At 41.4% G+C, this 26,197-nt stretch carries 23 protein-coding genes and 1 pseudogene; 23 read left to right on the top strand and 1 reads right to left on the bottom strand.

The window, feature by feature from the left end; genetic code table 11:
• Positions 1–21 precede the first annotated feature (21 nt).
• The 13 genes and pseudogenes from JNG37_RS05275 (at position 22) to JNG37_RS05220 (ending at position 15,907) form a co-directional block, all read left to right on the top strand.
• The gene (locus JNG37_RS05275) at positions 22–1,308 is read left to right on the top strand and encodes a homoserine dehydrogenase (RefSeq protein ID WP_158454949.1); all 1,287 of its coding nucleotides are present in this window, start codon (positions 22–24) and stop codon (positions 1,306–1,308) included.
• 1 nt (position 1,309) lies between these two features.
• Entirely contained in the window at positions 1,310–2,173 is an 864-nt protein-coding gene (thrB, locus tag JNG37_RS05270) for a homoserine kinase (protein ID WP_158454947.1), read from the top strand.
• A gap of 122 nt (positions 2,174–2,295) precedes the next feature.
• Entirely contained in the window at positions 2,296–3,204 is a 909-nt protein-coding gene (murB, locus tag JNG37_RS05265) for a UDP-N-acetylmuramate dehydrogenase (RefSeq protein ID WP_158454945.1), read from the top strand.
• 17 nt (positions 3,205–3,221) lie between these two features.
• Positions 3,222–4,376, top strand: coding sequence for an ABC transporter ATP-binding protein (locus JNG37_RS05260; RefSeq protein WP_158454943.1), 1,155 nt, complete (start codon positions 3,222–3,224; stop codon positions 4,374–4,376).
• On the top strand, positions 4,360–5,160 hold the full coding sequence (locus tag JNG37_RS05255; RefSeq protein WP_158454941.1) for an ABC transporter permease: 801 nt from the start codon (positions 4,360–4,362) through the stop codon (positions 5,158–5,160). The genes JNG37_RS05260 and JNG37_RS05255 overlap by 17 nt, the downstream gene beginning before the upstream one ends.
• Complete coding sequence (locus JNG37_RS05250) at positions 5,160–5,930, top strand: ABC transporter permease (protein ID WP_158454940.1); 771 nt, start codon at positions 5,160–5,162, stop codon at positions 5,928–5,930. Before JNG37_RS05255 ends, JNG37_RS05250 begins: the two co-directional genes overlap by 1 nt.
• Positions 5,930–7,000 (top strand): ABC transporter substrate-binding protein, encoded by a 1,071-nt coding sequence (locus tag JNG37_RS05245; RefSeq protein WP_158454938.1) that lies wholly within the window; start codon positions 5,930–5,932, stop codon positions 6,998–7,000. Before JNG37_RS05250 ends, JNG37_RS05245 begins: the two co-directional genes overlap by 1 nt.
• Positions 7,001–7,177: 177 nt before the next feature.
• Positions 7,178–11,651, top strand: a pseudogene (locus JNG37_RS05240) (S8 family serine peptidase); the annotation flags it as partial.
• A 131-nt stretch (positions 11,652–11,782) separates the two neighbouring features.
• A complete protein-coding gene (locus tag JNG37_RS10075) occupies positions 11,783–12,022 on the top strand; it encodes an LPXTG cell wall anchor domain-containing protein (RefSeq protein WP_449276437.1) in 240 nt (79 codons plus the stop codon).
• Positions 12,023–12,204: 182 nt separating this feature from the next.
• A complete protein-coding gene (gene nth / locus JNG37_RS05235; RefSeq protein ID WP_158454936.1) occupies positions 12,205–12,828 on the top strand; it encodes an endonuclease III in 624 nt (207 codons plus the stop codon).
• A gap of 291 nt (positions 12,829–13,119) precedes the next feature.
• Positions 13,120–14,103 carry a GMP reductase gene (guaC, locus tag JNG37_RS05230; RefSeq protein WP_158454934.1) on the top strand — a complete coding sequence of 328 codons (984 nt, stop codon included), beginning with the start codon at positions 13,120–13,122 and terminating at the stop codon, positions 14,101–14,103.
• Positions 14,104–14,195: 92 nt separating this feature from the next.
• Positions 14,196–15,539 (top strand): MATE family efflux transporter, encoded by a 1,344-nt coding sequence (locus JNG37_RS05225; protein ID WP_158454932.1) that lies wholly within the window; start codon positions 14,196–14,198, stop codon positions 15,537–15,539.
• Complete coding sequence (locus tag JNG37_RS05220) at positions 15,536–15,907, top strand: hypothetical protein (RefSeq protein ID WP_187321594.1); 372 nt, start codon at positions 15,536–15,538, stop codon at positions 15,905–15,907. The genes JNG37_RS05225 and JNG37_RS05220 overlap by 4 nt, the downstream gene beginning before the upstream one ends.
• Before the next feature lie 28 nt (positions 15,908–15,935).
• Here JNG37_RS05220 and JNG37_RS05215 read toward each other — a convergent pair whose 3' ends face one another.
• Positions 15,936–16,118 carry a 4-oxalocrotonate tautomerase gene (locus tag JNG37_RS05215; protein WP_002934978.1) on the bottom strand — a complete coding sequence of 61 codons (183 nt, stop codon included), beginning with the start codon at positions 16,116–16,118 and terminating at the stop codon, positions 15,936–15,938.
• A 116-nt stretch (positions 16,119–16,234) separates the two neighbouring features.
• On the opposite strand from JNG37_RS05215, the gene JNG37_RS05210 reads away from it, so the two are divergent.
• The 10 genes from JNG37_RS05210 (at position 16,235) to JNG37_RS05165 (ending at position 26,090) form a co-directional block, all read left to right on the top strand.
• Complete coding sequence (locus JNG37_RS05210; protein WP_238336268.1) at positions 16,235–17,539, top strand: excalibur calcium-binding domain-containing protein; 1,305 nt, start codon at positions 16,235–16,237, stop codon at positions 17,537–17,539.
• Positions 17,540–17,923: 384 nt separating this feature from the next.
• The gene (locus JNG37_RS05205; RefSeq protein WP_158454926.1) at positions 17,924–18,499 is read left to right on the top strand and encodes a thymidine kinase; all 576 of its coding nucleotides are present in this window, start codon (positions 17,924–17,926) and stop codon (positions 18,497–18,499) included.
• A gap of 504 nt (positions 18,500–19,003) precedes the next feature.
• Complete coding sequence (gene prfA / locus JNG37_RS05200; protein ID WP_015646857.1) at positions 19,004–20,083, top strand: peptide chain release factor 1; 1,080 nt, start codon at positions 19,004–19,006, stop codon at positions 20,081–20,083.
• Positions 20,083–20,916 (top strand): peptide chain release factor N(5)-glutamine methyltransferase, encoded by an 834-nt coding sequence (gene prmC, locus JNG37_RS05195; RefSeq protein WP_158454924.1) that lies wholly within the window; start codon positions 20,083–20,085, stop codon positions 20,914–20,916. Before prfA ends, prmC begins: the two co-directional genes overlap by 1 nt.
• Positions 20,903–21,505: an L-threonylcarbamoyladenylate synthase gene (locus tag JNG37_RS05190; RefSeq protein WP_158454922.1), complete on the top strand. Its 603-nt coding sequence runs from the start codon at positions 20,903–20,905 to the stop codon at positions 21,503–21,505. Before prmC ends, JNG37_RS05190 begins: the two co-directional genes overlap by 14 nt.
• A 118-nt stretch (positions 21,506–21,623) precedes the next feature.
• Entirely contained in the window at positions 21,624–22,883 is a 1,260-nt protein-coding gene (gene glyA, locus JNG37_RS05185; RefSeq protein WP_158454920.1) for a serine hydroxymethyltransferase, read from the top strand.
• Positions 22,883–23,857, top strand: coding sequence for a nucleoid-associated protein (locus JNG37_RS05180; protein WP_158454918.1), 975 nt, complete (start codon positions 22,883–22,885; stop codon positions 23,855–23,857). The genes glyA and JNG37_RS05180 overlap by 1 nt, the downstream gene beginning before the upstream one ends.
• Entirely contained in the window at positions 23,854–24,459 is a 606-nt protein-coding gene (locus JNG37_RS05175; protein WP_187321599.1) for a lysozyme family protein, read from the top strand. Before JNG37_RS05180 ends, JNG37_RS05175 begins: the two co-directional genes overlap by 4 nt.
• 67 nt (positions 24,460–24,526) lie before the next feature.
• Positions 24,527–25,306, top strand: a complete 780-nt coding sequence (locus JNG37_RS05170) for an SDR family NAD(P)-dependent oxidoreductase (RefSeq protein WP_158454914.1) — start codon at positions 24,527–24,529, stop codon at positions 25,304–25,306.
• A complete protein-coding gene (locus JNG37_RS05165; RefSeq protein ID WP_158454912.1) occupies positions 25,299–26,090 on the top strand; it encodes a DUF6287 domain-containing protein in 792 nt (263 codons plus the stop codon). Before JNG37_RS05170 ends, JNG37_RS05165 begins: the two co-directional genes overlap by 8 nt.
• Positions 26,091–26,197 lie beyond the last annotated feature (107 nt).

The raw sequence follows: 26,197 nt of genomic DNA, 5'->3' as shown, positions 1-26,197 counted from the left end.
AATAGATTTTAAGGAGTATTTATGACAATTAATATTGCCCTTTTAGGCTTTGGAACGGTAGCGAGTGGCGTTCCGTATTTGTTGAAGGAAAATACTGAGAAAATTCAACAAGCTGCTCAAGAAAACATTCAAGTTGCAAAGGTTTTGGTGAAAGACCAAGCGGAAAAAGAGCGATTGCTTGCAGCTGGACATGATTATCATTTTGTAACCAATATTGATGATATTCTATCTGATGATACAATTCAAATCGTTGTAGAATTAATGGGCCGTATCGAGCCTGCTAAAACCTTCATTAGCCGAGCATTAGAAGCAGGGAAACATGTTGTTACTGCAAACAAGGACTTGTTAGCTGTTCATGGTAGTGAATTGCGCGAATTGGCAGTAAATAATGGGGTAGCTCTTTATTATGAAGCAGCAGTCGCTGGCGGTATTCCAATTTTGCGGACCTTGGCAAATTCGCTTACTTCTGATAAGGTTACTCGCGTTCTTGGAGTATTGAATGGTACTTCAAACTTCATGATGACTAAAATGGTCGACGAAGGATGGACCTATGATGAAGCCTTAAAAACAGCTCAGGAATTGGGTTATGCAGAGTCAGACCCAACCAATGACGTTGAAGGAATTGATGCGGCTTATAAGGCTGTGATTTTGAGTCAATTTGCATTTGGTATGACCATTGATTTTGAACAAGTTGCACACAAGGGCATCTCAGGAATCACACCAGAAGATGTAGCAGTAGCGCAAGAGCTGGGCTACGTTATTAAACTCGTGGGTGATATTCAAGAAACCACCTCAGGTATTGCTGCCGAAGTATCTCCAACCTTCTTACCAAAATCACACCCTCTTGCAAGTGTCAACGGGGTTATGAACGCCGTCTTTGTGGAATCAATCGGAATTGGCGAGTCCATGTACTACGGACCGGGAGCAGGTCAAAAGCCAACCGCAACAAGTGTTGTGGCAGATATCGTTCGAATCGTTCGTCGTTTGAATGATAAGACCGTCGGCAAAGCCTTTAATGAATACAGCCGTCCTCTTCAGTTGGCCAAACCTGAAGATGTCGTAAGTGAATACTATTTCTCCATCTTAGCGCCTGATAAGACAGGTACCTTGCTTCGCTTGGCTGAAATCTTCAATAGCGAATCCATTTCCTTTAAACAAATCTTGCAAGCTGCTTCACTTGGAGACCAGGCACGTGTAGTCATTGTTACTCACGCAATGAGTAAAACTCAGTTGGAAAATGTGCAAGCTAAACTAGCTACAGCAGAAGCTGTTGAAGTTCAAAATACCTTCAAAGTTTTGGGGGATTAATATGAGAATTACGGTACCTGCAACCAGTGCCAATATTGGTCCTGGTTTTGACTCAGTAGGTGTTGCCTTGAGCAAGTATCTGCATATCGACATCCTTGAACCGGCAGACCAATGGGCAATCGAACACAACTTGGAATACGTGCCAAATGACCAAAACAATTTATTGATAAAAACCGCTTTGAAGGTTTGTAAAAATTTGCAACCCCATCGGCTCAAGATGACCAGTGATATTCCTCTAGCTCGAGGACTTGGTTCATCTAGTTCTGTCATTGTTGCTGGTATTGAACTGGCAAATCAACTTGGAAATCTACAACTGACAAATGAAGAAAAGTTAATCATTGCGACTGAAATAGAAGGCCATCCTGACAACGTAGCGCCAGCTATTTATGGAAATTTGGTGATTTCAAGTTATGTCAATAAAAAGGTAGCAGCAGTTGTGGCAGATTTTCCTGAGACAGGTTTTCTTGCCTTCATTCCAAATTACCCCTTGCGCACAAGTGAAAGTCGCGGTGTCTTGCCTAGTCAATTATCAGCCAAGAAAGCCGTTGCTGCCAGTAGTATTGCAAACGTGGCAGTTGCAGCCCTTTTAAAAGGGGATATTGAAACGGCTGGTAAGGCTATTGAATCCGATATGTTCCATGAGCCTTTTCGTCAAAAATTGGTTCAAGAATTCTACCCAATTAAACAAATTGGTCATGAAGAAGGGGCCTATGCGACCTATCTTTCTGGTGCAGGCCCAACTGTCATGGTCCTTGCAGCCAAAGAAAAACTGGAGAGTATTTCGGAGAAAATTACTGCTCTACAACTAGATGGTAGCCTCCATGTCCTTGAAGTTGACCAAGAAGGCATCCAGATCCAAGCATAAGAAAGTCCACCTCGGTGGATTTTTCTTTTGGTCTAATGAGAAAGGAGGGAAATAGGATGGAAATTCATACCAAAGTTTGGTATAATGTGTTAGATATTCTATTTTTTGAAAAGAGATGTAATATGAAAGATAAAATCAGGCAAGAACTTGAAGGAATCGATATTCGTTTCGACGAGCCGTTGAAAGACTACACCTATACTAAAGTAGGGGGAGCAGTAGATTACTTAGCATTTCCACGCAATCGCTATGAGATTGTACGGATCGTGGAATTTGCTAATCGTGAACAGATCCCCTGGATGGTTTTGGGAAATTCCAGCAACATCATTGTAAAAGATGGGGGCATTCGTGGTTTTGTCATCCGAATGGATGAACTCAAGTCTGTGACCGTTTCTGGTTATACAATTGAAGCAGAAGCAGGAGCTAATTTGATCGAAACAACTAAAGTAGCCTTGTTCCATTCGCTTTCAGGTTTTGAGTTTGCTTGTGGTATCCCAGGAAGCGTCGGTGGTGCTGTTTATATGAACGCAGGTGCCTATGGTGGGGAGATTGCGCATATCTTGGTTTCCGCCCAAGTTTTGACTCCAGCTGGATATGTTGAAACTTTGGATGGACGTGATTTGCGTTTTGGCTACCGTTCGTCTATTTTACAAGAAAATGGTGCCATTGTTTTATCTGCCAAGTTTGCTTTGAAACCAGGTAATCACACGGTTATTAAACAAGAAATGGATCGTCTAACGCATTTACGTGAGTTAAAACAACCATTGGAATGGCCATCTTGCGGTTCTGTCTTCAAGCGTCCGCTTGGTCATTTTGCTGGTCAATTGATTATGGAGGCCGGTCTAAAAGGTTACCGAATCGGTGGTGTTGAAGTATCTGAAAAACATGCCGGATTTATGGTCAATGTGGACAATGGTACTGCCAAAGATTATGAAGACTTGATCGCCCACGTGATTTCTGTTGTTGAAAAAGAATCTGGCATCGTGTTAGAAAGAGAAGTCCGCATCATCGGTGAGGATTCGTCGGCCAATTAAGAAGGAATTGATGAAAATTGAAAAAACCAATTATTGAATTTAAAAATGTCTCAAAAGTTTTTGAAGATAGCGGCACAACCGTTCTCAAGGATATTAACTTTGAATTAGAAGAAGGAAAATTTTATACCTTATTGGGTGCGTCTGGTTCTGGAAAATCAACCATTTTGAACATTATTGCTGGCTTGTTGGATGCGAGTTCTGGCGATATTTTCCTAGATGGTCAACGTATCAACGATCTTCCAACCAATAAACGTGATGTGCATACCGTTTTTCAGTCTTATGCCCTTTTCCCACATATGTCAGTATTTGAAAATGTGGCCTTTCCTTTGAAGTTGCGAAAGGTAGATAAGTCAGAAATTGAACGCCGAGTTACGGAAGCCTTGCAAATGGTCCGTCTTTCGGGTTACGAGAAGCGTTCGATTCAGAAACTGTCGGGTGGTCAACGTCAACGTGTGGCTATTGCTCGTGCCATCATTAATCAACCACGTCTTGTCTTACTAGATGAGCCCTTGTCTGCCTTGGATTTGAAATTGCGTACGGAAATGCAGTATGAATTGCGTGAACTCCAACAACGATTAGGCATTACTTTTGTCTTTGTTACCCATGATCAGGAAGAAGCCCTTGCCATGAGTGACTGGATTTTTGTCATGAATGAAGGTGAGATTGTCCAATCTGGGACACCAGTTGATATTTATGACGAACCGATCAACCACTTTGTTGCAACCTTTATTGGAGAATCCAATATTTTGCCTGGTCGTATGATTGAAGACTACCTCGTAGAATTCAATGGCAAACGCTTTGAGGCGGTCGATGGTGGTATGCGACCAAATGAAGAGGTCGAAGTGGTCATTCGTCCAGAAGATTTGCAGATTACTCTACCAGAAGAAGGGAAGTTGCAGGTAAAAGTGGATACCCAGCTTTTCCGTGGCGTTCACTATGAGATCATCGCTTATGACGATTTAGGCAATGAATGGATGATTCACTCGACTCGTAAGGCCATTGTCGGAGAAGTAATCGGGCTTGACTTCGAGCCAGAAGATATCCATATCATGCGTCTCAACGAAACGGAAGAAGAATTTGATGCTCGTATTGAAGAGTATGTGGAAATTGAAGAAGTCGAAGATGGCTTGATCAATGCCATCGAGGAGGAGAGAAATGAAGAAAACCTCTAGACTGTTTGCTATTCCCTATGCTCTATGGGTTTTCCTCTTTGTCTTAGCTCCAGTTGTCTTAATCATCTACAAGTCATTTTTTGACTTGGATGGAAATTTGACCCTGGCTAACTACGCGAGTTATTTCAACTCTCCAAACATGACTTACTTGCGTATGAGTTTCAACTCGATTTTCTATGCAGGCATTATCACCTTGGTCACCTTGCTTGTTTCATACCCAACTGCATATTTTTTGACGCAACTCAAGCATAAGCAGTTGTGGCTGATGTTGATTATTTTACCGACCTGGGTCAATCTCTTGTTGAAAGCCTATGCCTTCATCGGGATTTTTGGTCAAAATGGCTCGATAAATTCCTTCTTGGAGTTTGTCGGCATTGGTGCCCAGCAGATTCTCTTTACAGATTTTTCTTTCATAGCAGTAGCAGCCTACATTGAAATTCCCTTTATGATTTTACCGATTTTTAATGCGCTAGATGATTTGGACCCAAATCTTATCAATGCCAGTCGGGATTTAGGTGCGACTTCTTGGCAAACCTTTACTAAAGTGATTTTCCCTCTTTCTATGAATGGCGTTCGTTCAGGTGTGCAGGCAGTTTTTATTCCAAGTTTAAGTTTGTTTATGCTGACACGCTTGATTGGAGGAAACCGCGTAATTACCTTGGGAACGGCTATTGAGCAACACTTCCTCACAACACAAAACTGGGGAATGGGCTCTACAATTGGTGTCGTCTTAATTGTGGCCATGCTCTTTACCATGTGGTTAACGAAAGAGAGGAAAAAATAATGAAGAAATTTGCAAAAATTTATCTCACGGTAGCCTTTCTTGTCCTCTATCTTCCTATTTTTTACTTGATAGCTTATGCCTTCAACGAAGGCGGTGACATGAACGGGTTTACTGGTTTTACCTTGGATTATTTTTCTTCCATGCTGGGGGATAAGCGTTTGATGCTTATCCTTGCACAAACCTTTTTCCTAGCTTTCACTAGTTCCTTGATTGCGACGATTATTGGTACTTTTGGAGCAATTTATATCCATCAGGCTCGTCCTCGTTTTCAAAATGCTCTTTTGTCTATCAATAATATCCTGATGGTAGCGCCCGATGTTATGATTGGTGCCAGTTTCTTGATTCTCTTTACTATGATTGGCTTCCAATTGGGCTTTGTGTCTGTTTTACTCAGCCATATCGCTTTTTCCATTCCGATTGTGGTGTTGATGGTCTTGCCTCGTCTAAAAGAAATGAATGCGGATATGGTATCTGCTGCCTATGATTTGGGAGCTACCCAGTTTCAGATGCTGCGAGAAATCATGTTGCCGTATCTAACCCCAGCTATTATTGCAGGATACTTTATGGCCTTTACCTATTCCTTGGATGACTTTGCCGTTACCTTTTTTGTGACGGGAAATGGCTATTCAAACCTTTCTGTTGAGATTTACTCCCGAGCTCGTCAGGGGATTTCTTTGGAAATCAATGCCCTGTCAACTCTTGTCTTCCTCTTTTCAATCTTGTTAGTGGTGGGCTATTATTTTATCTCGCGTGAAAAGGAGGCGGAATAATGAAACGACTTTATTCATTCCTAGCAGGCGTAGTGGTGATTATTCTTGCTTTGTGGGCAATTAGTCAAAACTTAGAGGAGCAATCAACACAAGGCACAACTGACAAGTTGGTGATTTATAATTGGGGTGATTACATTGATCCTACTCTTTTGGAAGAATTTACAGCCGAGACAGGAATCCAGGTTGACTACCAAACCTTTGATTCCAACGAAGCCATGTATACTAAGATTAAGCAAGGTGGCACAACCTATGATTTAGCTGTTCCATCAGAGTATATGATTTCTAAAATGATTGAAGAAGACATGTTGATTCCATTAGACAAGTCGAAAATCACTGGCATGGAAAACATTGATCCGCAATTTATGGGACTCAGCTTTGATGAGAAAAATGACTACTCTGTCCCTTACTTCTGGGGAACCTTGGGGATTGTTTATAATGAAACCATGGTGGAAAATGCCCCTGAAGAATGGGAGGATCTCTGGTCAGAGGAATACCGTGATAATATCATGCTAATTGATGGCGTGCGCGAGGTGATGGGTTTTGGACTCCAATCCTTGGGATATAGTCTGAATTCAAAAAGTCTATCCGATCTAGAAGAAGCTGCTAATCATCTCTATAACTTAACTCCAAATGTTAAGGCAATCGTAGCCGATGAAATCAAAGGTTACATGATCCAAGATGCAGCAGCCGTTGCCGTTAGCTTCTCTGGAGAGGCTAGCGAGATGCTCGATGGAAATGAAAACCTACGTTACGTTGTTCCATCAAAAGGTTCTAACCTTTGGTTTGACAATATGGTTATACCAAAAACAGCCAAGAACATTGATGGGGCACATGCCTTTATCTCCTTTATGCTTCGTCCAGAAAATGCCTACCGTAATGCGGAGTATGTAGGCTATTCAACACCGATTCCTGAGGCTAAAGCCATGCTGGATGAGGAAACACAAAATGATGAAGCCTTCTATCCTTCGGAAGAAACCATGAAGAATATGGAAGTCTACGATAACCTTGGAGCCAAGCTCCTAGGAGCCTATAATGACCTCTTCCTTCAGTTTAAAATGTATCGCAAATAGGAGAAGAACCAGTATTGGTTCTTTTTTTGGTGTTAGGGTATAGTTAAAAACTATGGAACGTTCTAAATGTTGGATAATGCTGAATATTCAGAAAATACTTGAAATACCTTCTATTTTATGTTTAACTATATATATTGGTTCAGCCAATAAAAAAGGAGAATTATAGGAGGAGATTACATGAAAAAGAAAGAGAGATTCTCACTTCGTAAATATAAAATAGGGGCTGTGTCCGTTCTTTTGGGTGCGGTATTTTTGTTTGGAGGGCCAAGCGTTTTGGCGGCAGAACAAGGTCAAATTTCCTCATCTGAAGCAACGGTAACTAGTCTTTCACCAGGAACGGAGAGCCAAGCAGTTACTGAAACTACAACTGGGACAACAACGACTGTTACTGAGTCGACTGAAATTAACACTCTACCTGTTCTTGAAGAGGCAAACGCCTCAACAGATGTTACTCCTGCTGAAGAAGTAGCAACAGAAACAGTAACTAGTCCTGTCTCTACTGAAACAACTGTCGTTCAAACAGCTGTAACAGAAACCGCTGAAGAAACAACAGCACTTGTTGCGACTGCTGAAAGTAATGAAGTTACTCCAGAATCAGTCTCTAGTTCTGTTGATACAGCAACAGATTCTGCTGTATCTAATCCGTCAACTGAAAAGCCACAAAATATCGACAGTAACACCATTATCACCGTACCTGAAGTTTGGAACAATGGCTACAAGGGAGAAGGAACTGTCGTTGCAATTATCGATTCTGGCTTGGATGTCGAACATGATGTGCTGCATTTGACAGATGCTAGCAAGGCAAAATATAGCACAAAAGAAGAACTAGAAGCTGCTAAAGCAGCCGCAGGCATTAACTATGGTGAATGGTTTAGTGAAAAAGTCATCTTTGGTTACAACTATGTGGATGTCAACGCAGTATTGAAAGAAGCTGATAAAACATCACACGGTATGCACGTAACCAGTATTGCTGCAGGAAACCCAACTATCCCAAATGGCGGGGAATTAATTTATGGTGTTGCTCCTGAAGCACAAGTGATGTTCATGCGTGTTTTCTCTGATCTTAAGTCAACAACAGGTCCAGCACTTTATGTAAAAGCGATTGAAGATGCCGTCAAATTAGGTGCTGACAGTATCAACCTCAGTCTTGGTGGTGCAAATGGTTCCGTGGTCAACATGGATGCAACTGTTGATGCTGCCATTGCTGCCGCTCGAAAAGCAGGTGTGACAGTTGTCATTGCGGCTGGTAATGACGGGACATTTGGTTCTGGACATGCCAATCCAGCAGTTGAAAATCCTGACTATGGTTTGGTTGGTAACCCATCTACTGCTCGTGATGCGATTTCAGTTGCATCTTATAACAATACAACCGTGAGCAGCCAAGTCATCAATATCATCGGTCTTGAAAACAATGCAGAATTAAACAACGGCAAAAGTTCCTTCAACAACCCTGAAATGAGCCCGGTTAAGTTCGAAATTGGTAAATCATATGATTATGTTTTTGCTGGTTTGGGTCAAGCTGATGACTTCAACGGACTAGACTTAACTGGTAAATTGGCCCTGATAAAACGAGGTTCCATCACCTTCTCTGAAAAAATTGCCAATGCAACAGCAGCAGGAGCAATCGGTGTTGTTATTTACAACAGCAGACCAGGAGAAGCAAATGTCAGCATGTCCCTTGATGATACTGCCATTGCAATTCCATCGATCTTTATTCCATATGAATTCGGAGAAGCACTTGCTGCGAATCAGTACCAAATTCAATTTAACAATCAATCTGATAAGAAACCAAACCCAGAGGCAGGGATCTTGTCTGATTTTTCAAGCTGGGGCTTGTCTGCTGATGGTGAGTTGAAACCTGATTTAGCGGCTCCAGGTGGTTCAATCTATGCAGCCATCAATGACAATGAATACAGTAGCATGAACGGAACTAGTATGGCGGCTCCTCACGTTGCTGGTGCGGCAGTTCTTGTTAAACAATACCTCTTGCAAGCCTATCCAGAAAAGTCTGCTCAGGAAATTGAAGCCTTGGTCAAACATTTGCTTATGTCTACTGCCAAAGCACATTTCAACACTGAGACTCAAGCCTACACTTCTCCAAGACAGCAAGGTGCAGGTATTCTTGATACGGCCGCAGCCATTTCGAATGGTGTCTATTTGACAGGGACTGACGGCTACAGCAGTATTACGCTTGGAAATGTAGCAGATAGTTTCAGTTTTGAAGTGACCTTGCACAATATCACAGACCAAGATAAGAGCTTTACCTATGTAACGGATTTGAACACAGATACGGTAGCGAATGGTTCCTTTAGTTTGACACCGCGATTGCTGGAAAGAACTGCAGGCCAGACTGTTACAGTAAAAGCAAATAGTTCAACTACTGTCACTATTTCCTTGGACGCTAGTGCTTTTGCACAAGAATTGTCTCAATTAATGCCAAATGGTTACTACCTAGAAGGCTTTGTTCGTTTCACAGATCAAGTTGATGGCGTCGATGTTGTCAGCATCCCTTATGTCGGCTTTAAAGGAGCTTTCCAAAACCTTCCTGTACTTGAAGAACCAATCTATAACCTCATCGCAGATGGAAAAGGTGGTTTCTATTTTGAGCCAGTTGCTGAAGAGCCATTAACAGTTGATAGCACTCATCATTATACAGGTCTTGTCACAAGTAGTTCAGAACTGATTTATTCAACCGATGAACGCACAGATCTTGCCATTAAGACACTTGGAACCTTTAAGAATGAAGCTGGCTATTTTGTTCTTGAGTTAGATGAAAACGGGAAACCGCATTTGGCAATTTCTCCAAACGGAGACAATAACCAGGATTCCTTGGCTTTTAAAGGTGTCTTTCTTCGAAACTATACGGAATTAGTAGCTTCTGTTTATGCTGCAGATGATACTGAACGTAAAACACCTCTTTGGACAAGTGAACCTGACTATGGAGAGAAAAACTACTTTAGTGGGGATCCAAAAAATCCAAAATCAACGATTGTCTATCCGACAGAGTGGGCTGGAACAGACCAAGAGGGGAATGATTTAGAAGACGGACGCTATCAGTACGTTTTAACCTACTATTCAGAAGTTCCAGGTGCAGATGTTCAAACAATGGCATTTGATGTCATCATTGACCGTCAGGCGCCAGTAATTACAACTGCAACATACGATGAAACAAGTCAAGTGTTTGATCCACGTCAAGCAGTTGAAAATGGTCTGTCTGGCATTTTTAGAGAGCAAGTTTTCTACCTTTCAACCAATGATGCTGGTTTAACAATGGCTATTGATCTGGACGAAAATGGTCAGGTTGTTGTCACAGACAACAAGGTGTTTGTTGCCCAAAATGCAGATGGCACCTTTACCTTGCCACTTGACTTGGCTGATATTTCCAAATTCTACTACACCGTTGAAGATTTTGCTGGCAACCTTGTATCTGCAAAAGTAGCGGATTTGATTAGCATTGGAAACAATCTTGGGTTGGTCACTGTCAACCTCCTAGACCAAGCAACCAATGCTCCAACACCGATTACCTATTCTTACTCTGTCAAGGATGAAACAGGTAAAATTGTGACAGAACTACCTCGCTATGCAGGTGATGATACTATCCTGAAATTGCCATTTGGTACATACACCTTTGACCTCTTCCTTTATGATACAGAATGGTCAACTGTGGCAGGGGAAACTAGCGTAACGGTTACAATTTCTGAAGAAAATAGCACTGCGGCTGTGAATTTCTACGTTAACTTGTTGGAAAAAGCTAGTCTTTTTGTCGATGTGGACCAAAACTTACCAGCTGGAACAAGTCTTGCTTTGGTAACTGAAACAGGTCAACTAATTGCACTTCCAAATGCGAAATACTCTACAACAGACTTTGGAAAATTTGTCCCTGTTGGCTCTTACACACTGGCAGCAAATCTTCCAACTGGCTATGAATTTTTGGAAGACTTGAGTGTAACTGTCCTTGATAACAAACGCAATGTAAAAACATTGACCTTGATCAACAAAACAGGCTTATTATCCAATATCGCCTTGCTAGAAGGCATCGAGAAAACAGCAGCTTACTACAATGCAGATACTACTTTACAAGATGCCTATAACACAGCCCTCGCAAATGCCCAAGCAGTTGTTGCTGCAAAACACAATCAGTCAGAAGTAGATGCTGCGCTCGCAAATCTTTTGGCAGCTAAAGCTGCACTAAATGGTCTTGCAACAGACACAAGCGCCTTGGTTGCAGAAATCACTCGCTATGATGAAGTTCGTAAGGAAGCTGTTTACTATAATGCAGACCCAGCCAAACAAGTTGCCTATGATACCCTCTTGCGTGCTGCACAATTGGTAGTAGCAAGTGAAAACGTAACCCAAGAAATTGTCGATCAAGCATTAGCTGACTTGAATCAGGCAAAATCTAATTTAGACGGTCAAGCAACTGATTATACAAACTTGCGTAATCTAGTTGCAGTAGCATCAGTCTTGAAAGCAACAGATGCCAAGTATCTCAATGCTACTGACCTACGCAAAACAGCTTATGATCAGGCTGTTGAAGCTGCTCAAGCAGTCTTAGCAGATGCGACGGCGACACAAAGTGCGGTCGATCAAGCTCTTGCAAGTCTTAAAGCGGCTCAGGATGCTTTGGATGGTGTTGCAAGTTCAAACAACAGCGGCAATCAAGCACCAGTTGAAACACCAACAAAACCAACGACAGGTGTTCAAACACCACCTGAAGATGTCGTAACGACCAATACGACTAAACAACCAACAGCTCCAGTTGATGCACCAACTAGTCCGCCAGTGACTCCTGAGACTAAACCACAACCTCTCCCAACCAACCAAAAAGAGCAAGGTTCTGTACCTCAGACACCAGTAGTGCCAAGGGCTGGGAAAGTGGCAGCAACTCCAGATCTTTCAAGTGAGTCCAAAGCTCAATTGCCAAGGACAGGTCAAACCCAGACAATCTCATGGAGTCTGTTTGGTCTTGCTGGATTGTTCGTCATCGGATTTAGTTTTGCAAAGAAAAAAGAAATGAAATAAAATCAAGTTTATCAATGAGAAATTTGAATATTTCCTTGGAGAAACCTAGTCACAAGTCTGGCTAGGTTTTTTCTAGGATTTGAAAAAACAAGTCATGCAGATTCTATTGAAAATACAAACACTAAGGAACTTTCTCACTAGGAATTCATGATATAATAGTAAAAAACTAGAAAGAGTATGACATGGTATTATCAAAGAAACGAGCTAGAAAAGTTATTGAAGAAATTATCGCACTCTATCCCGATGCCCAACCAAGTTTGGATTTCCGCAATCATTTTGAATTAGTCTGTGCAGTGCTCTTGTCTGCTCAAACAACGGATGCTGCCGTTAACAAGGCCACCCCTGGTTTATTTGCAGCTTTCCCAACACCCCAGGCTATGGCAGCAGCAGAAGTAAAGGACATCGAGCCCTACATTTCTCGTTTGGGCTTGTATCGTAATAAAGCCAAATTTTTGAAAGAATGTGCTCAGCAGTTATTGGATCGACATGATGGCATTGTACCTCAAACTCGTGAGGAATTAGAAGCCTTGGCTGGAGTTGGTAGAAAAACGGCTAACGTAGTGTTGAGTGTTGGATTTGGCATTCCTGCCTTCGCAGTTGATACCCATGTGGGACGCATTTGTAAACACCACGACATTGTCAAAAAGTCAGCGACTCCTTTGGAAACTGAGAAGCGGGTCATGGAAGTCTTGCCACCAGAATTGTGGCTCCCAGCCCATCAGGCTATGATTTATTTTGGACGAGAAGTCTGCCATCCAAAAAATCCTGACTGTGATAAATTTCCACAATTATATGAATTTGATTAAAAATCTTCAGTTTTTGAAGATTTTTTTCGTTTTCTTGTAAGAAATGACTAGCTAAATCAGAACATTTTTTAAATTTTTCTAGAAAAATACTATCAAAACGAAACTATACGAATGTTTGGTTTGATTCTATTTGAATATTTTTCATAAAAACGAATATTACATCACAAATAGTCTTTGATATTGACAAAACACAAACAATAAGATATAATTCTAGATGTTGGTTTAGGAAAGGCGAACAAATATGCCTTTCTTATGTAGAAAATCATTAAAAAACGAACTGAGGAGAAAGCCATGTTTAATGAAACACCTGTTTTTGACTACGAAGATATCCAGTTGATTCCTAATAAATGCATCATCAATAGCCGTGCGGAGGCAGATACATCTGTAACTCTTGGAAAATACAGCTTTAAATTGCCAGTTGTCCCTGCCAACATGCAGACGATTTTGGATGAAGATGTGGCAGAGATGTTGGCGAAAGATGGCTACTTTTACATCATGCACCGTTTCGACGAAGAGGGACGAATTCCCTTCATTAAGCGCATGCATGACCAAGGTTTAATTGCCTCCATTTCGGTTGGTGTAAAAGACTATGAGTACGACTTTGTTTCTAGTTTAAAAGCTGACGCACCTGAGTTTATTACCATTGATATTGCGCATGGGCACGCTGATAGTGTCATTAAGATGATCAAGCATATCAAGAAAGAATTGCCTGAGACATTTGTCATTGCTGGTAATGTCGGTACTCCAGAAGCAGTTCGTGAACTAGAAAATGCTGGTGCAGATGCAACAAAAGTTGGTATTGGGCCTGGTAAGGTATGTATTACCAAGGTCAAGACTGGTTTTGGTACTGGCGGTTGGCAGCTGGCTGCCCTTCGTTGGTGTTCAAAAGCTGCTCGTAAGCCAATTATTGCGGATGGCGGTATTCGTACCCACGGAGATATTGCCAAATCGATCCGTTTCGGCGCTAGCATGGTCATGATTGGCTCGCTCTTTGCAGGTCATATCGAGAGTCCAGGTAAAACGGTAGAAGTGGATGGCAAACAGTTCAAGGAATACTACGGTTCCGCATCTGAATATCAAAAAGGTGCCTACAAAAACGTTGAAGGAAAGAAAATTCTCTTGCCAGCTAAGGGACACTTGAAAGACACTCTAGTAGAAATGGAACAGGACTTGCAATCCTCTATTTCCTATGCAGGTGGTCGTGATATTACCAGCTTGAAACACGTGGACTATGTCATCGTGAAAAATTCAATCTGGAATGGTGATTCTATTTAATATAGGTGAAGACGGACCCAAAAGAGTCCGTCTTTGATTTGCACTTTTTTTCTAGGCTTGTTACAATAGAAACGATAAAATAAGGAGATATTATGTATAAAACTGGCAATACTAGAGAGCGTTGGGGCCTCTTTCTCAAACTCTTTATTCCAATCTTAATCTATCAATTTGCAAATTTTTCTGCCTCATTTATAGACACCATGATGACGGGCCGTTTTAGCACGACCGATTTAGCAGGTGTTTCTATGGCAACCAGTCTTTGGAATCCACTTTTTTCCTTCTTAACCGGAATTGTCTCTGCCCTGATTCCTATGGTTGGGCAAGAATTGGGTAAGGGAGATAAGGAAAAGGTTCGGACGATTTTTCATTCCTTTGTTTATATCGGAATTGGGCTGTCCATTTTCTTCTTAACCTGTCTGCTCTTTTTGGCTCGGCCGTTTTTAGCCAATCTGCAACTAGAAACAGCAGTTAGACAGGTAGCAGAGACCTATCTTTTTTACATGGCATTTGGACTGCCTCCCTTTCTGTTGTTCAGTATCTGTCGCTCTTTTTTTGATAGCATAGGCCTTACAAAACTGTCCATGTACCTAATGTTGCTGCTGGTGCCTTTGAATTCTCTTTTTAACTATTTGTTGATTTATGGGAAAATGGGGCTTCCAGCCCTCGGTGGAGCAGGTGCTGGTCTGGGTACAAGTCTTGCTTACTGGTGTCTATTGATCATCATTCTCTTAGTGACCAAGTTTCACTCGACCATTCAATCATTTTCGATTTGGAAATGGACGCCTATCCATAAAAAATGGATTAAAGAAGGCCTGAGTATTGGCTTACCGATTGGTTTACAAGTTTTTGCAGAAGTTGCGATTTTTGCAGTTGTCGGTCTTTACATGTCAAACTATTCATCTTTGACCATTGCTGCTCACCAGGCAGCCATGAATTTTGCGACTTTGCTCTATGCCTTTCCTTTGAGTGTGTCTATGACATTGCCGATTGTCATTTCGTATGAAATCGGTGCAAGTGATGGTGAATCGGTGCGTTCCTATACTCGGATTGGACGGTTGACTGCCTTGATGTTCGCTTGTTTAACCCTGTCCTTTTTGTATTTCAATCGTCAATGGGTGGCCAGCCTCTATGGTCAAGAAGCGGACTTTATCCAGTTAACGGCTAATTTCCTCACTTTTGCTCTCTTTTTCCAATTAGCAGATGCCTTCACGGCACCTATTCAAGGAATCCTGCGTGGCTACAAGGATACTAGCGTTCCTTTCGTTTTAGGATTGGTCTCTTACTGGTCCATCACCTTTCCCCTTGCTTGGTTCCTAGATGCCTGGCTAAAACTTGGTCCAAAAGCTTTTTGGATTGGTCTGATAACCGGTATTTTCTGTTGCGGTATTAGTCTTAGCTTACGATTAAAATGGATTCAAAAGGAGTCTGGTTTATGAAAAAATCATTCACTTTCTATTTATGTCTCATCATTCTTGTAACCCTGCTGATTTTTAGCCAAGTCAAATGGTCGGTTGATCTACCCAATTCCCAATCTCTTGTCTTGACAGAAAATAACCAGCTTGTTAAGGAACTATCTGGAAAAGATGCCCAGCTCTTTTTGCTTCAGTTGGAATCTACCAAACCCTATTTCTTCAATAATGCCAGTGCAACTGATCAGCCAAGTAATCCTGACCGACTGCTGGTGTTGGAAGTGGAGGAAGAGACTTACTATTTGTATGAAAAAAATCAAAAAACATTTTTGATGAAACCTTACCAATACACCCTTGAATTACCATCCAACTTAGATACCATCTTAACAAACTAAAAATCCAGAAATTTCTTTCTGGATTTTCTTATTTTCGTTTCATTTCGCCTTGTGGGTAGTAGGTTCCTTCAGGCATATCATTGATAAAAACATGGATTGCTTCTTTGGGTGCGTTGGTATTACGAGATACAACTTCGGTCACTTCACGCGCCAGAGCAATTTTTTGTTCTTCCGTGCGTCCTTCAAATAAATCAATTCGTACAAATGGCATAAGTTACTCCTTTGAATAAGATAAGCATAGTATAACATGGAATTCAAAAAAATGGTAGAAAGGATAGCGTCTAGGACTTTTTTAAGTTATAATATTAATGTAACAGAGGTGGTTATATGGAACAAGAATTTAGATATACTCAGAAAAAAAGCTTGTTGAAAAAAGTAGTCAATAAGAAAACCGGTCTAGGCATAGGAGCAGTTGCTGTCACAGCTATGGCTGGAAATGCCTTCTTTTTTGCAGAATTGCCAAAGAGAGATCTAGTCTATGGTCAACAGATTGAGTCTGCTATTCAACTGTATGAAGATGCTGGTTTCACAAACATTCAGAAAATAGAAATGCCAGATTTAGAATACGGGCAATATTTTGAGAGTGAAGTTGTCGATAGGGTTGTTAGTGAAGATACCATCTGGCAAGAGGGGACTGTTTTTAAATCTACTCCGATTACCATTTTTTACCATGTCGCCAAAGGCGATGCCAAAGAAATAGCCATTTCATTTGACAAAAAAGTCCAGCAAATTGAACAAACTTTTAAAAACGAAGGGTTTACAGATTTGGAGCTTGAAGCCATCTTACTTCCAAAAAATGGAAATGAAGAAAAGATTGACTTGGTGGAATCCATTACAATCGGTAATTATACCTATAACTCAGACTATTTTTATTCCAGTTCTTTGCCTGTCTTTATACGCTATTATGATGTCAGTGAAGACAATAAAGTTGTTCCTAAAACTCTGCAATTAAAACAACAAAAAAAGGACGCGGAGAAAATTCTCAAAGATGCAGGATTCAACAATCTTCAGTTTGAAGGCGTGGAAGAGAAGGATCTTTCAAAGCATGGTCAAATTCTCTCTATTACCTTAGATGGTATTGACTATGATTTCGAAAACCAAGCAGAACTGGTTCTCAAAAATAACAGTCTGGTCAAACTACGTTTTTCTGACTCATCTAGCTTTGCCAAACTACCAACTATAGCACCAGCTGCAAAAGGTTCCGATGTCAAAAAGCAACTGGAAGAAGCTGGTTTTTCAAAAATTCAACTTGAAAAAGAAGAAACAGCTGATATTTCCAGACACGATACTCTATCTTCTATTACGATAGATGGCCAAGTCCTATCTGAGACTACCGAAACGGTATTTAAGAAAGAAAGCAAGGTGACAATTCGCTATTATTCTGCGGAAAAAGCAATTGCTGAAGAAGCCCGCAAAAAGGAAGAAGCTAGACTTGCTGAGGAGGCTAAACAAGCCGCAGTAGCAAGTCAACAAGCTAGCCAGATTCAACAGTTTGCCCAAGCCCCTTCTCAAAGTGTTTATTATAAAAACTGTACAGCTGCTCGAAATGCAGGAGCAGCGCCAGTTCGAATCGGTGATCCTGGTTATGCGCCCCATCTGGACCGAGATGGTGACGGGATTGGTTGCGAATAGGAAAATGCGTTGTCAGCGCTCACATCATTTGTTATACTATCCTTATAAGGAGGGATTACTCATGGCCTATAAATATCGTATGATTTTATCCTTCTTACTGGCTGTATTATTTTTGTATCTAGTGATAACTGTTTTTTACCAAACTATATGGGAAGGACCTTTATTAATCACCTTTTCCTTCCTCAGCTTAATCTATGGATGTGTCATGCTCTATAAGTGGAAACCAAAGGCAGCAAAAATCATTTTTGAGTGTGTCGGAAATTTCTTATCATTACCCTGGTCTTAATATCAAACAAGCTCAAAACGAGCTTGTTTTTCTGTTTCCTAAATGGTCAAATTATGATAAAATGGAAGGAGTGAAATTTTAAGATTGGAAAGTGAAAAGTGGCTCAATTATACTATAAATATGGGACGATGAATTCTGGAAAAACCATTGAAATTCTTAAAGTAGCCCATAACTACGAAGAGCAAGGCAAGCCTGTTGTCATCATGACCTCTGCCTTGGACACTCGTGATGCCTTTGGCGTTGTTTCCAGCCGTATCGGTATGAGAAGAGAGGCTGTGGCCATTGACGATGAGATGGATATTTTTGGCTATATCGAAAAGATGGAGCCACGTCCCTATTGTGTCTTGATTGATGAAGCGCAATTTCTCCGCCGTCATCATGTCTATGACTTGGCACGAGTGGTGGATGAACTAGGTGTACCAGTCATGGCGTTTGGTTTGAAAAATGATTTCCGCAATGAGCTTTTTGAAGGCTCTAAACATTTGTTGCTTTTGGCTGATAAATTGGATGAGATTAAAACAATCTGCCAGTATTGTTCCAAAAAAGCGACTATGGTGTTGCGAACACAAGACGGCAAGCCAACCTATGAAGGTGCCCAGATTCAAATCGGTGGAAATGAAACCTACATTCCAGTTTGCCGCAAACATTACTTTTCACCGGAGATTGAATTGTAACCCAAGGTTATAAATCGATTGTTGAAGACACGATTTTGGAATAATTGCATACGGGCTAGGAACTGTGCCAGTTCTAGCTGATTCCTGTGACAATTAGAACAGAACTGAATATGCCTACGACTCTGTGGAAATAGATAATTCTGCCTAGAAACCAATGTTTCTGCGACAGAATTCCTAATTTCCTTTGAGTCGCTTAACGGCATTAATATCTTAATGGAACTGAACACGCCCTACAAGCTAACCGGAAGTGTGTTCGGTCAAATATTTAGAAAGGAATTGAATACAGGCTACGAACTGTGCCTGTTTCATGACCTACATATTACAGAAAGGAAATGAACACGCCCTACAAGCTAACTAGAAGTGTGTTCGGTCAAATATTTAGAAAGGAACTGAATACGGGCTACGAACTGTGCAAAAAAGATAGTTTTTCCTAGGACGCTTTCGTCCTTCATCAAAACTCCTATTTTTGCTTTGTTCGTTTAACGCCCTTAATATCTTATAATTATGAACATCTACGATCAATTACAAGCGGTGGAAGATCGCTACGAGGAACTTGGTGAATTGTTGTCTGACCCTGATGTGGTCAGCGATACCAAGCGTTTTATGGAGTTGTCTAAGGAAGAAGCTGCAACTCGTGATACAGTAACAGCCTACCGCGAATATAAGACTGTACTTCAAAACATTGTCGATGCAGAAGAGATGATTAAAGAATCTTCTGGAGATGCTGATTTGGAGGAAATGGCTAAGGAAGAACTCAAACAAGCTAAGGCTGATAAAGAGGCTTACGAAGAAAAGCTCAAAATCCTTCTTTTACCAAAAGACCCTAATGATGACAAAAACATCATCTTGGAAATCCGTGGTGCCGCAGGTGGTGATGAAGCCGCCCTCTTCGCTGGCGACCTTTTGACCATGTACCAAAAGTATGCAGAAGGTCAAGGTTGGCGATTTGAAGTCATGGAGGCTTCTTATAATGGTGTCGGTGGTATCAAGGAAGTGGTGGCCATGGTCTCTGGTCAATCCGTTTATTCAAAACTCAAGTATGAATCAGGAGCTCACCGTGTCCAACGTGTCCCTGTGACAGAAAGCCAAGGTCGTGTCCACACCTCAACAGCAACCGTTCTCATCATGCCAGAAGTGGAAGAAGTGGAATACGACATCGATCCAAAAGATCTTCGTGTCGATATTTACCACGCATCTGGTGCTGGTGGACAGAACGTCAACAAGGTTGCAACTGCCGTGCGTATCGTTCACTTGCCAACCAACATTAAAGTAGAGATGCAGGAAGAACGGACCCAGCAGAAAAACCGTGAAAAGGCCATGAAGATCATCCGTGCCCGTGTTGCAGACCACTTTGCACAGATTGCCCAAGATGAGCAGGATGCAGAGCGTAAATCAACCATTGGTACTGGTGACCGTTCAGAGCGTATCCGTACTTACAACTTCCCACAAAACCGTGTGACAGACCACCGTATCGGCTTGACCTTGCAAAAGCTGGATACTATCTTGTCAGGTAAGATGGACGAAGTCGTAGATGCTCTTGTACTTTACGATCAGACGCAAAAACTAGAAGAGCTTAACAAATAATGAATTACGCTCAATTATTTGCAGCATACGAAGAACAATTAGTCGCAATCGGTGAAGAGGCAGAATCCCTGTCCTTCACCTTTCGTGGCTTAAAGGGACTGAACTTTACGGAATTTCTCCTCCTGCTCCGTCAGGAAGTCACACCGACTGACAAAGAAGAGATTGATGCGATTTTTCAGCAACTTTCCCAACACCGACCTGCCCAGTACATTATCGGCAAGGCTGATTTTCATGGCTTGGAGTTTGCGGTGGATGAGCGAGTCTTGATTCCAAGACCTGAAACGGAAGAATTAGTTGATTTGATTTTGCAGGAAAATAGTAGAGCAGGTTTGCGTATCTTAGACATCGGTACAGGAAGCGGTGCCATAGCTATTTCCCTTGCAAAAGCTAGACCTGATTGGGAAGTGGTTGCGGTTGATATTTCAAAGGATGCCCTAGCAGTGGCTCAGGAAAATGCAAGAACCAACCAAGTCTCTGTTCACTTTCTAGAATCGGATGTCTTGCAAGCAGTGACAGGGCAATTTGACATCATTGTTTCCAATCCGCCCTACATCTCACCAGGTGACACAGATGAAGTTGGACTCAATGTATTGACTTCTGAGCCACATCTAGCCTTATTTGCGGAAGAAGATGGTCTGGCTATCTATAGACAAATTGCGGAGCAAGCAGGGGCTTTTTTGAAAGAGGATGGGAAACTCTACTTTGAAATTGGCTACAAGCAAGGGCAAGACCTAACTGACTTACTCGCTCTGCATTTCCCCAAAAAGCGAATTCGAGTCCTCAAAGACCAATTTGGACAGGATAGAAAGGTCGTCGCGGATGACAATGGATAAACTCCGAACAATCCTTGAAAATGGTGGAGCCGTGGTTTTGCCGACTGAGACAGTCTACGGACTCTTTGCTCAAGCCTTAAATGAAGAGGCGGTCAATCGTGTCTATCAGTTGAAACAGCGCCCTAGGGACAAGGCAATGAACTTAAATGTCTCAAATCTGAACGATATCTATTTTTTCAGTCAAAATCCACCCCATTTTCTGGAGAAACTGTATAATAGGTTTATGCCAGGACCACTAACGATTATCCTGAAAGCGAACAAAAAGGTTCCTTTTTGGGTTAATTCTGGTCTGGATACCGTTGGATTTCGTCTTCCAAAGCACGAAAAAACTTTACGTTTGATTGCAGAAACGGGTCCCTTAATTGGACCATCAGCTAATGTTTCAGGACAAGAAAGTGGTAAGGAGTTTACTAAACTTCTATCACAATTCTCCGAAAAATTGGAAGGGATAGCCGATGACAAGGCCTTGACTGGAATTGATTCAACCATCTTAGATCTTTCAGGACCAAAAGCTAGAATTCTCCGTCAAGGCAGTATTAGCCAGGAAGAAATCCAAGCTGCTATCCCTGAAATAGAATTTGAGGATTGAATTTACTTACTTCCAGCTGAACACCGTAAACAAACCCATCGTTTTTACAAGCATTTGGGATATGAATCTGACAAATTACAATATCGCTTTATCAAGCACTTACAAAGGAGTACCGCACATGATTTTTGACAAAGTTGACTTCAAAGATTTCGACAAAGAAGTTTGGGATGCTATTCAAGCTGAAGAAAAACGCCAACAATATAATATCGAGTTGATCGCGTCTGAAAACGTTGTTTCAAAAGCAGTTATGGCTGCTCAAGGTTCTATTTTGACCAACAAATACGCTGAAGGATATCCAGGCCGCCGTTACTATGGTGGTACAGAATGCGTTGATGTCATCGAAAGCCTTGCCATTGAACGTGCAAAGGAAATCTTTGGTGCTCAGTATGCCAACGTTCAGCCACACTCAGGTAGCCAAGCCAACTGTGCCGCTTACATGGCCTTGATTGAACCAGGCGATACAGTTATGGGGATGGACTTGTCAGCAGGTGGTCACTTGACTCACGGTGCTGCGGTTAGCTTCTCTGGTCAAACCTATAACTTCGTTGCTTACAATGTAGACGAAGAGACAGGTTTGCTGGATTACGATGCAATTCTAGAGCAGGCAAAAGAAGTGCAGCCAAAATTGATTGTTGCAGGTGCTTCAGCTTATGCCCGTACCATTGATTTCGCTAAATTCCGTGAAATTGCTGATGCTGTTGGTGCAAAATTGATGGTTGATATGGCCCATATTGCAGGTCTTGTAGCTGCTGGTCTCCATCCAAACCCAGTTCCTCACGCTCATATCACAACAACAACAACCCACAAAACTCTTCGTGGACCTCGTGGTGGTTTGATTTTGACCAACGATGAAGCCCTTATCAAGAAAATCAATTCAGCTATCTTCCCTGGTATCCAAGGTGGTCCACTTGAGCATGTTATTGCTGCAAAAGCTGTGTCCTTCAAGGAAGTATTGGACCCAGCCTTTAAAGATTATGCTCAAAAAATTATTGACAACAGTAAGGCCATGGCAGAAGTCTTCCTTGCCAACCCTAATTTCAAGGTCATCACAGGCGGCACAGACAACCATCTCTTCTTGGTAGATGTGACAAAAGTTGTTGAGAACGGTAAGGTTGCACAACATCTCTTGGATGAAGTGAACATCACTCTCAACAAAAACTCAATTCCTTACGAAAAACTCTCACCATTCAAAACAAGTGGTATCCGTGTTGGCTCTGCAGCCATTACTGCTCGCGGTTTTGGAGTAGAGGAGGCTCGCAAGGTTGCTGAGTTGACAATCAAAGCCCTTGAAAATGCAGAAAATGAAGCCGTTCTAGAAGAAGTTCGTCAAGAAGTTCGTGCTTTGACAGACCGCTTCCCTCTATATGAATTGGATTAATGGATATTTATATTAAACAAGCGATTATACACCAATTTTCCCCTGATGATACAGAGCTTAATTTGGCAGACGATTTTGTACAAATTACTCCAAAAATTGAGGAGTATCTTCGCAAGAAAATTGAACGTGTTTATTCAGATGAAGCTAAAACTGGCCAACTTGGAGCTGAAAGTCCTTTCTTGGACTTATTGACTGATGATTTATTGGAAAGTTCGAGAAAAATTGCCCAAGTCTGGAAAGAAGAGTTTTCTGTATCTGAAAATCTCAAAACAAATGATTTGATTTTTGTTCATTTTGAGAAAAATGGTCAAGAACACCTGGCATTTATGCGCATTGCCTTACGAGAGAATCTGGTACATTCGCAAACTGACAGCCAAAATCCTTATACGCTCACTCAAAATAATTTGCCTAGTGCTGGATCCGCTCCAGACGAGGCATTTATTTTGAACCGTTTAACACTCAAATACCATTTGATTGAAAAACGTATTAAATACAACGGTGCCTTTCTTCACTATTTTTCAGATAATTTGTTACAGGATAATCCTCGTATTTCTGCTAAAAAATCTATTAAAGCAGTAGAGCAAACAGCCCAAAAAATCGCTGAAAAGTTCAATCAGGATGATTTTCAATTTCAATCCAAGGTTAAGGCTGCTATTTTCAATCATTTAGAGGAAGAAAATGCACTTTCACCTGAAAAATTGGCAGACCAGTTGTTTGATCAAAATTTAACAGCTCGACTGTCTTTTGTCGATGAACTAAAGGAAGTAGTGCCAGAGCCTATTACGTTCGAAGAGATTGACTCTAGCCGTCAACTCAAAAAATTTGAAAATCAAAAACTCTCCTTGTCAAATGGTATAGAACTCTTAGTACCAAATGCTGTTTACCAGGATGCAGAAGCGGTTGAGTTCATTCAAAATGATAATGGAACCTACTCCATCCTAATTAAAAATATAGAGGATATTCAAACAAAATAATGAAAAAAATAACAAGAACGATTTTTCTTGTCGTCCTTGTTTTCTTAGCCTATCAGTTTTATGTGATTCGTACAAACGTGAAACAGGTTCTGAGCTTTCAAAGCACTGTACAAGAAGTATTGATTTCAAGCCAAAGTCCGGCAAGTGAAGACTTGATTCTGGCAATGATATATACAGAAACAAAGGGGCTGAAGGCAGATGTCATGCAGTCTAGTGAAGCTGAAACAGGGACGACAAATACCATTACAGATAGTAGAGAAAGTATCCAAGTAGGAGTAGCTTATCTCAATCAGATGATTGCAGCAGCAGAAGCTGCTAATGTGGACAGTTGGACAGCGGTGCAAGCCTATAATTATGGTCCAGGCTATATTTCTTATGTTGCTGCAAATGGTGGTGAAAATACTATCGAATTATCAAAGAACTATTCCCTTACCATCGTTGCTCCTAGTCTAGGAAATTCTGATGGTGAGACCTATACCTATTACCACCCGATAGCGGTGCTAAATGGGGGAAAGTTGTATGTGAATGGCGGAAATATCTACTATTCTCGACAAGTTGAATTCAACCAGTACCTCATTCGGTTTATGAAGTTGTTTATATAACTTGATTAGCGGGATTATCCCGCTTTTTTGTGGAATGTGCTATAATACTAATGAAAGAGGTGATTGAATGAATCGGACAGTGCTCATTACAGGTGCATCTAGTGGTATTGGAAGAGCGATGGCTCAAACCTTTGCCGCAAATGGTGACAAATTGATTTTACTAGGACGCCGCTTAGAACTGTTAGAGGCCTTAAAATCAGAGTTAGAAGCGCAATTTTCAAATGATGTTTGGGTTTACCAGCTCGATGTCACTCAGATTGAAGCTGTTAAAGAGGTTTCATCTCTTATTTTAGCTCAACATGGGTCAATTGACATTCTGATAAACAATGCCGGCTTAGCTCTTGGCCTAGAACCCTATCAGGATAGTAGTTTGGACGATAGTCTGATCATGATCGACACCAATGTTCGTGGGCTATTAGCTGTGACACGCCAGTTTTTACCAAAAATGGTGGAGAAAAATCAGGGACATATCATCAATATCGGTTCAACAGCGGGGATTTACGCCTACGCTGGTGCTGCTGTTTATACGGCCACCAAGGCAGCTGTACGTTTTATTAGTGATGGGATTCGGATTGATACCATGGCCTCCAATATCAAGGTGACGACATTACAACCTGGCATTGTTGAGACAGATTTTAGCCAAGTTCGTTTCAAAGGTGATCAAGAAAGGGCAAAGTCAGTTTATGCAGGTGTCGAGGCCTTACAGGCAGAGGATATCGCAAATTGTGCTCTTTTTGTCGTCAATCAACCGGCACATGTACAAATTTCTGATATGACCATTATGGCGCGCCAACAAGCTACTGGTTTTTTAATCCATCGTGAAGAGAAGGAGAACAAGTATGAATAAACCCTTTGTAAAAACTTTGAGTCTGTCTCTACTGGCTAGTCTCTTTTTAACTGCCTGCAGCATGACTTCCAAGCAAGAAAGTGGCAGCAGTTCTTCAACCAGCCAAACAAGTTCACAAACAACTACTAGCAGTACTGAAGCGACTTCTACGACTAGCTCATTAACGTCATCTAGTAGCTCAGAAACTCAAATGGATACGGCATTAGATTTAGATGCAATTGCCGCTGGAGATTTTTCTAGTCTGGCGGGAACATGGATGAACAGCCAAGGAAACGTATTGGTATTTGACCAAACTGGCCTTGTATCTGAAGATTCATTTTGGTCAGGTGAGTTTGTATGGTCAAATGGTTTATTGACAACCAGTGTGCAAGCTAGTTCTGGCGTTGGAGGCTATGCTTTGGTACTAGTCCCTAAAGGGATGGCTATCCCGTCTGAATTTTTTGCAGATGGTTCTGATCCTTCTGACCAAACAAAAGACCGACTTTTTGGAGCGCAAAACGTTCTCTCAACTGAAAACTTTGATCCATTTTATCGTGTACCAACCGCTCTCCCCCATTCTCAAAGCAACCTGGAAACCGGTGTGACACTTGAAAGTGGACAGGTCAGCATTGATTATGCGACTGAGAAAATCGGTGACAAGGCTTGGATCGTGTTAGAAGGAAACTACACTCGCACAGAATCAGTTCCATACAATCTCCTACAAGGTTCCGATGGTAGTCTAATCTGGGTCTATCAAAACGGTGTGATTTACGGAGACAACAACCAACTACTTTATACACCTTGAGCTTTCTAATATTGCTAGAAAGACTGGTGTAGATAAAAGACGATGTTCTCACATTCAGAGAGCATCGTCTTTTTTAGTTCTTTCAAGTAAATATCGTCCTATTTTAC

It is taken from the genome of Streptococcus suis, from assembly GCF_016775005.1.
Classification (GTDB): Bacteria; Bacillota; Bacilli; order Lactobacillales; family Streptococcaceae; genus Streptococcus; species Streptococcus suivaginalis.
Note: the sequence above shows the minus strand (reverse complement) of the source record. Positions and strands in the feature narration are given on the sequence as shown.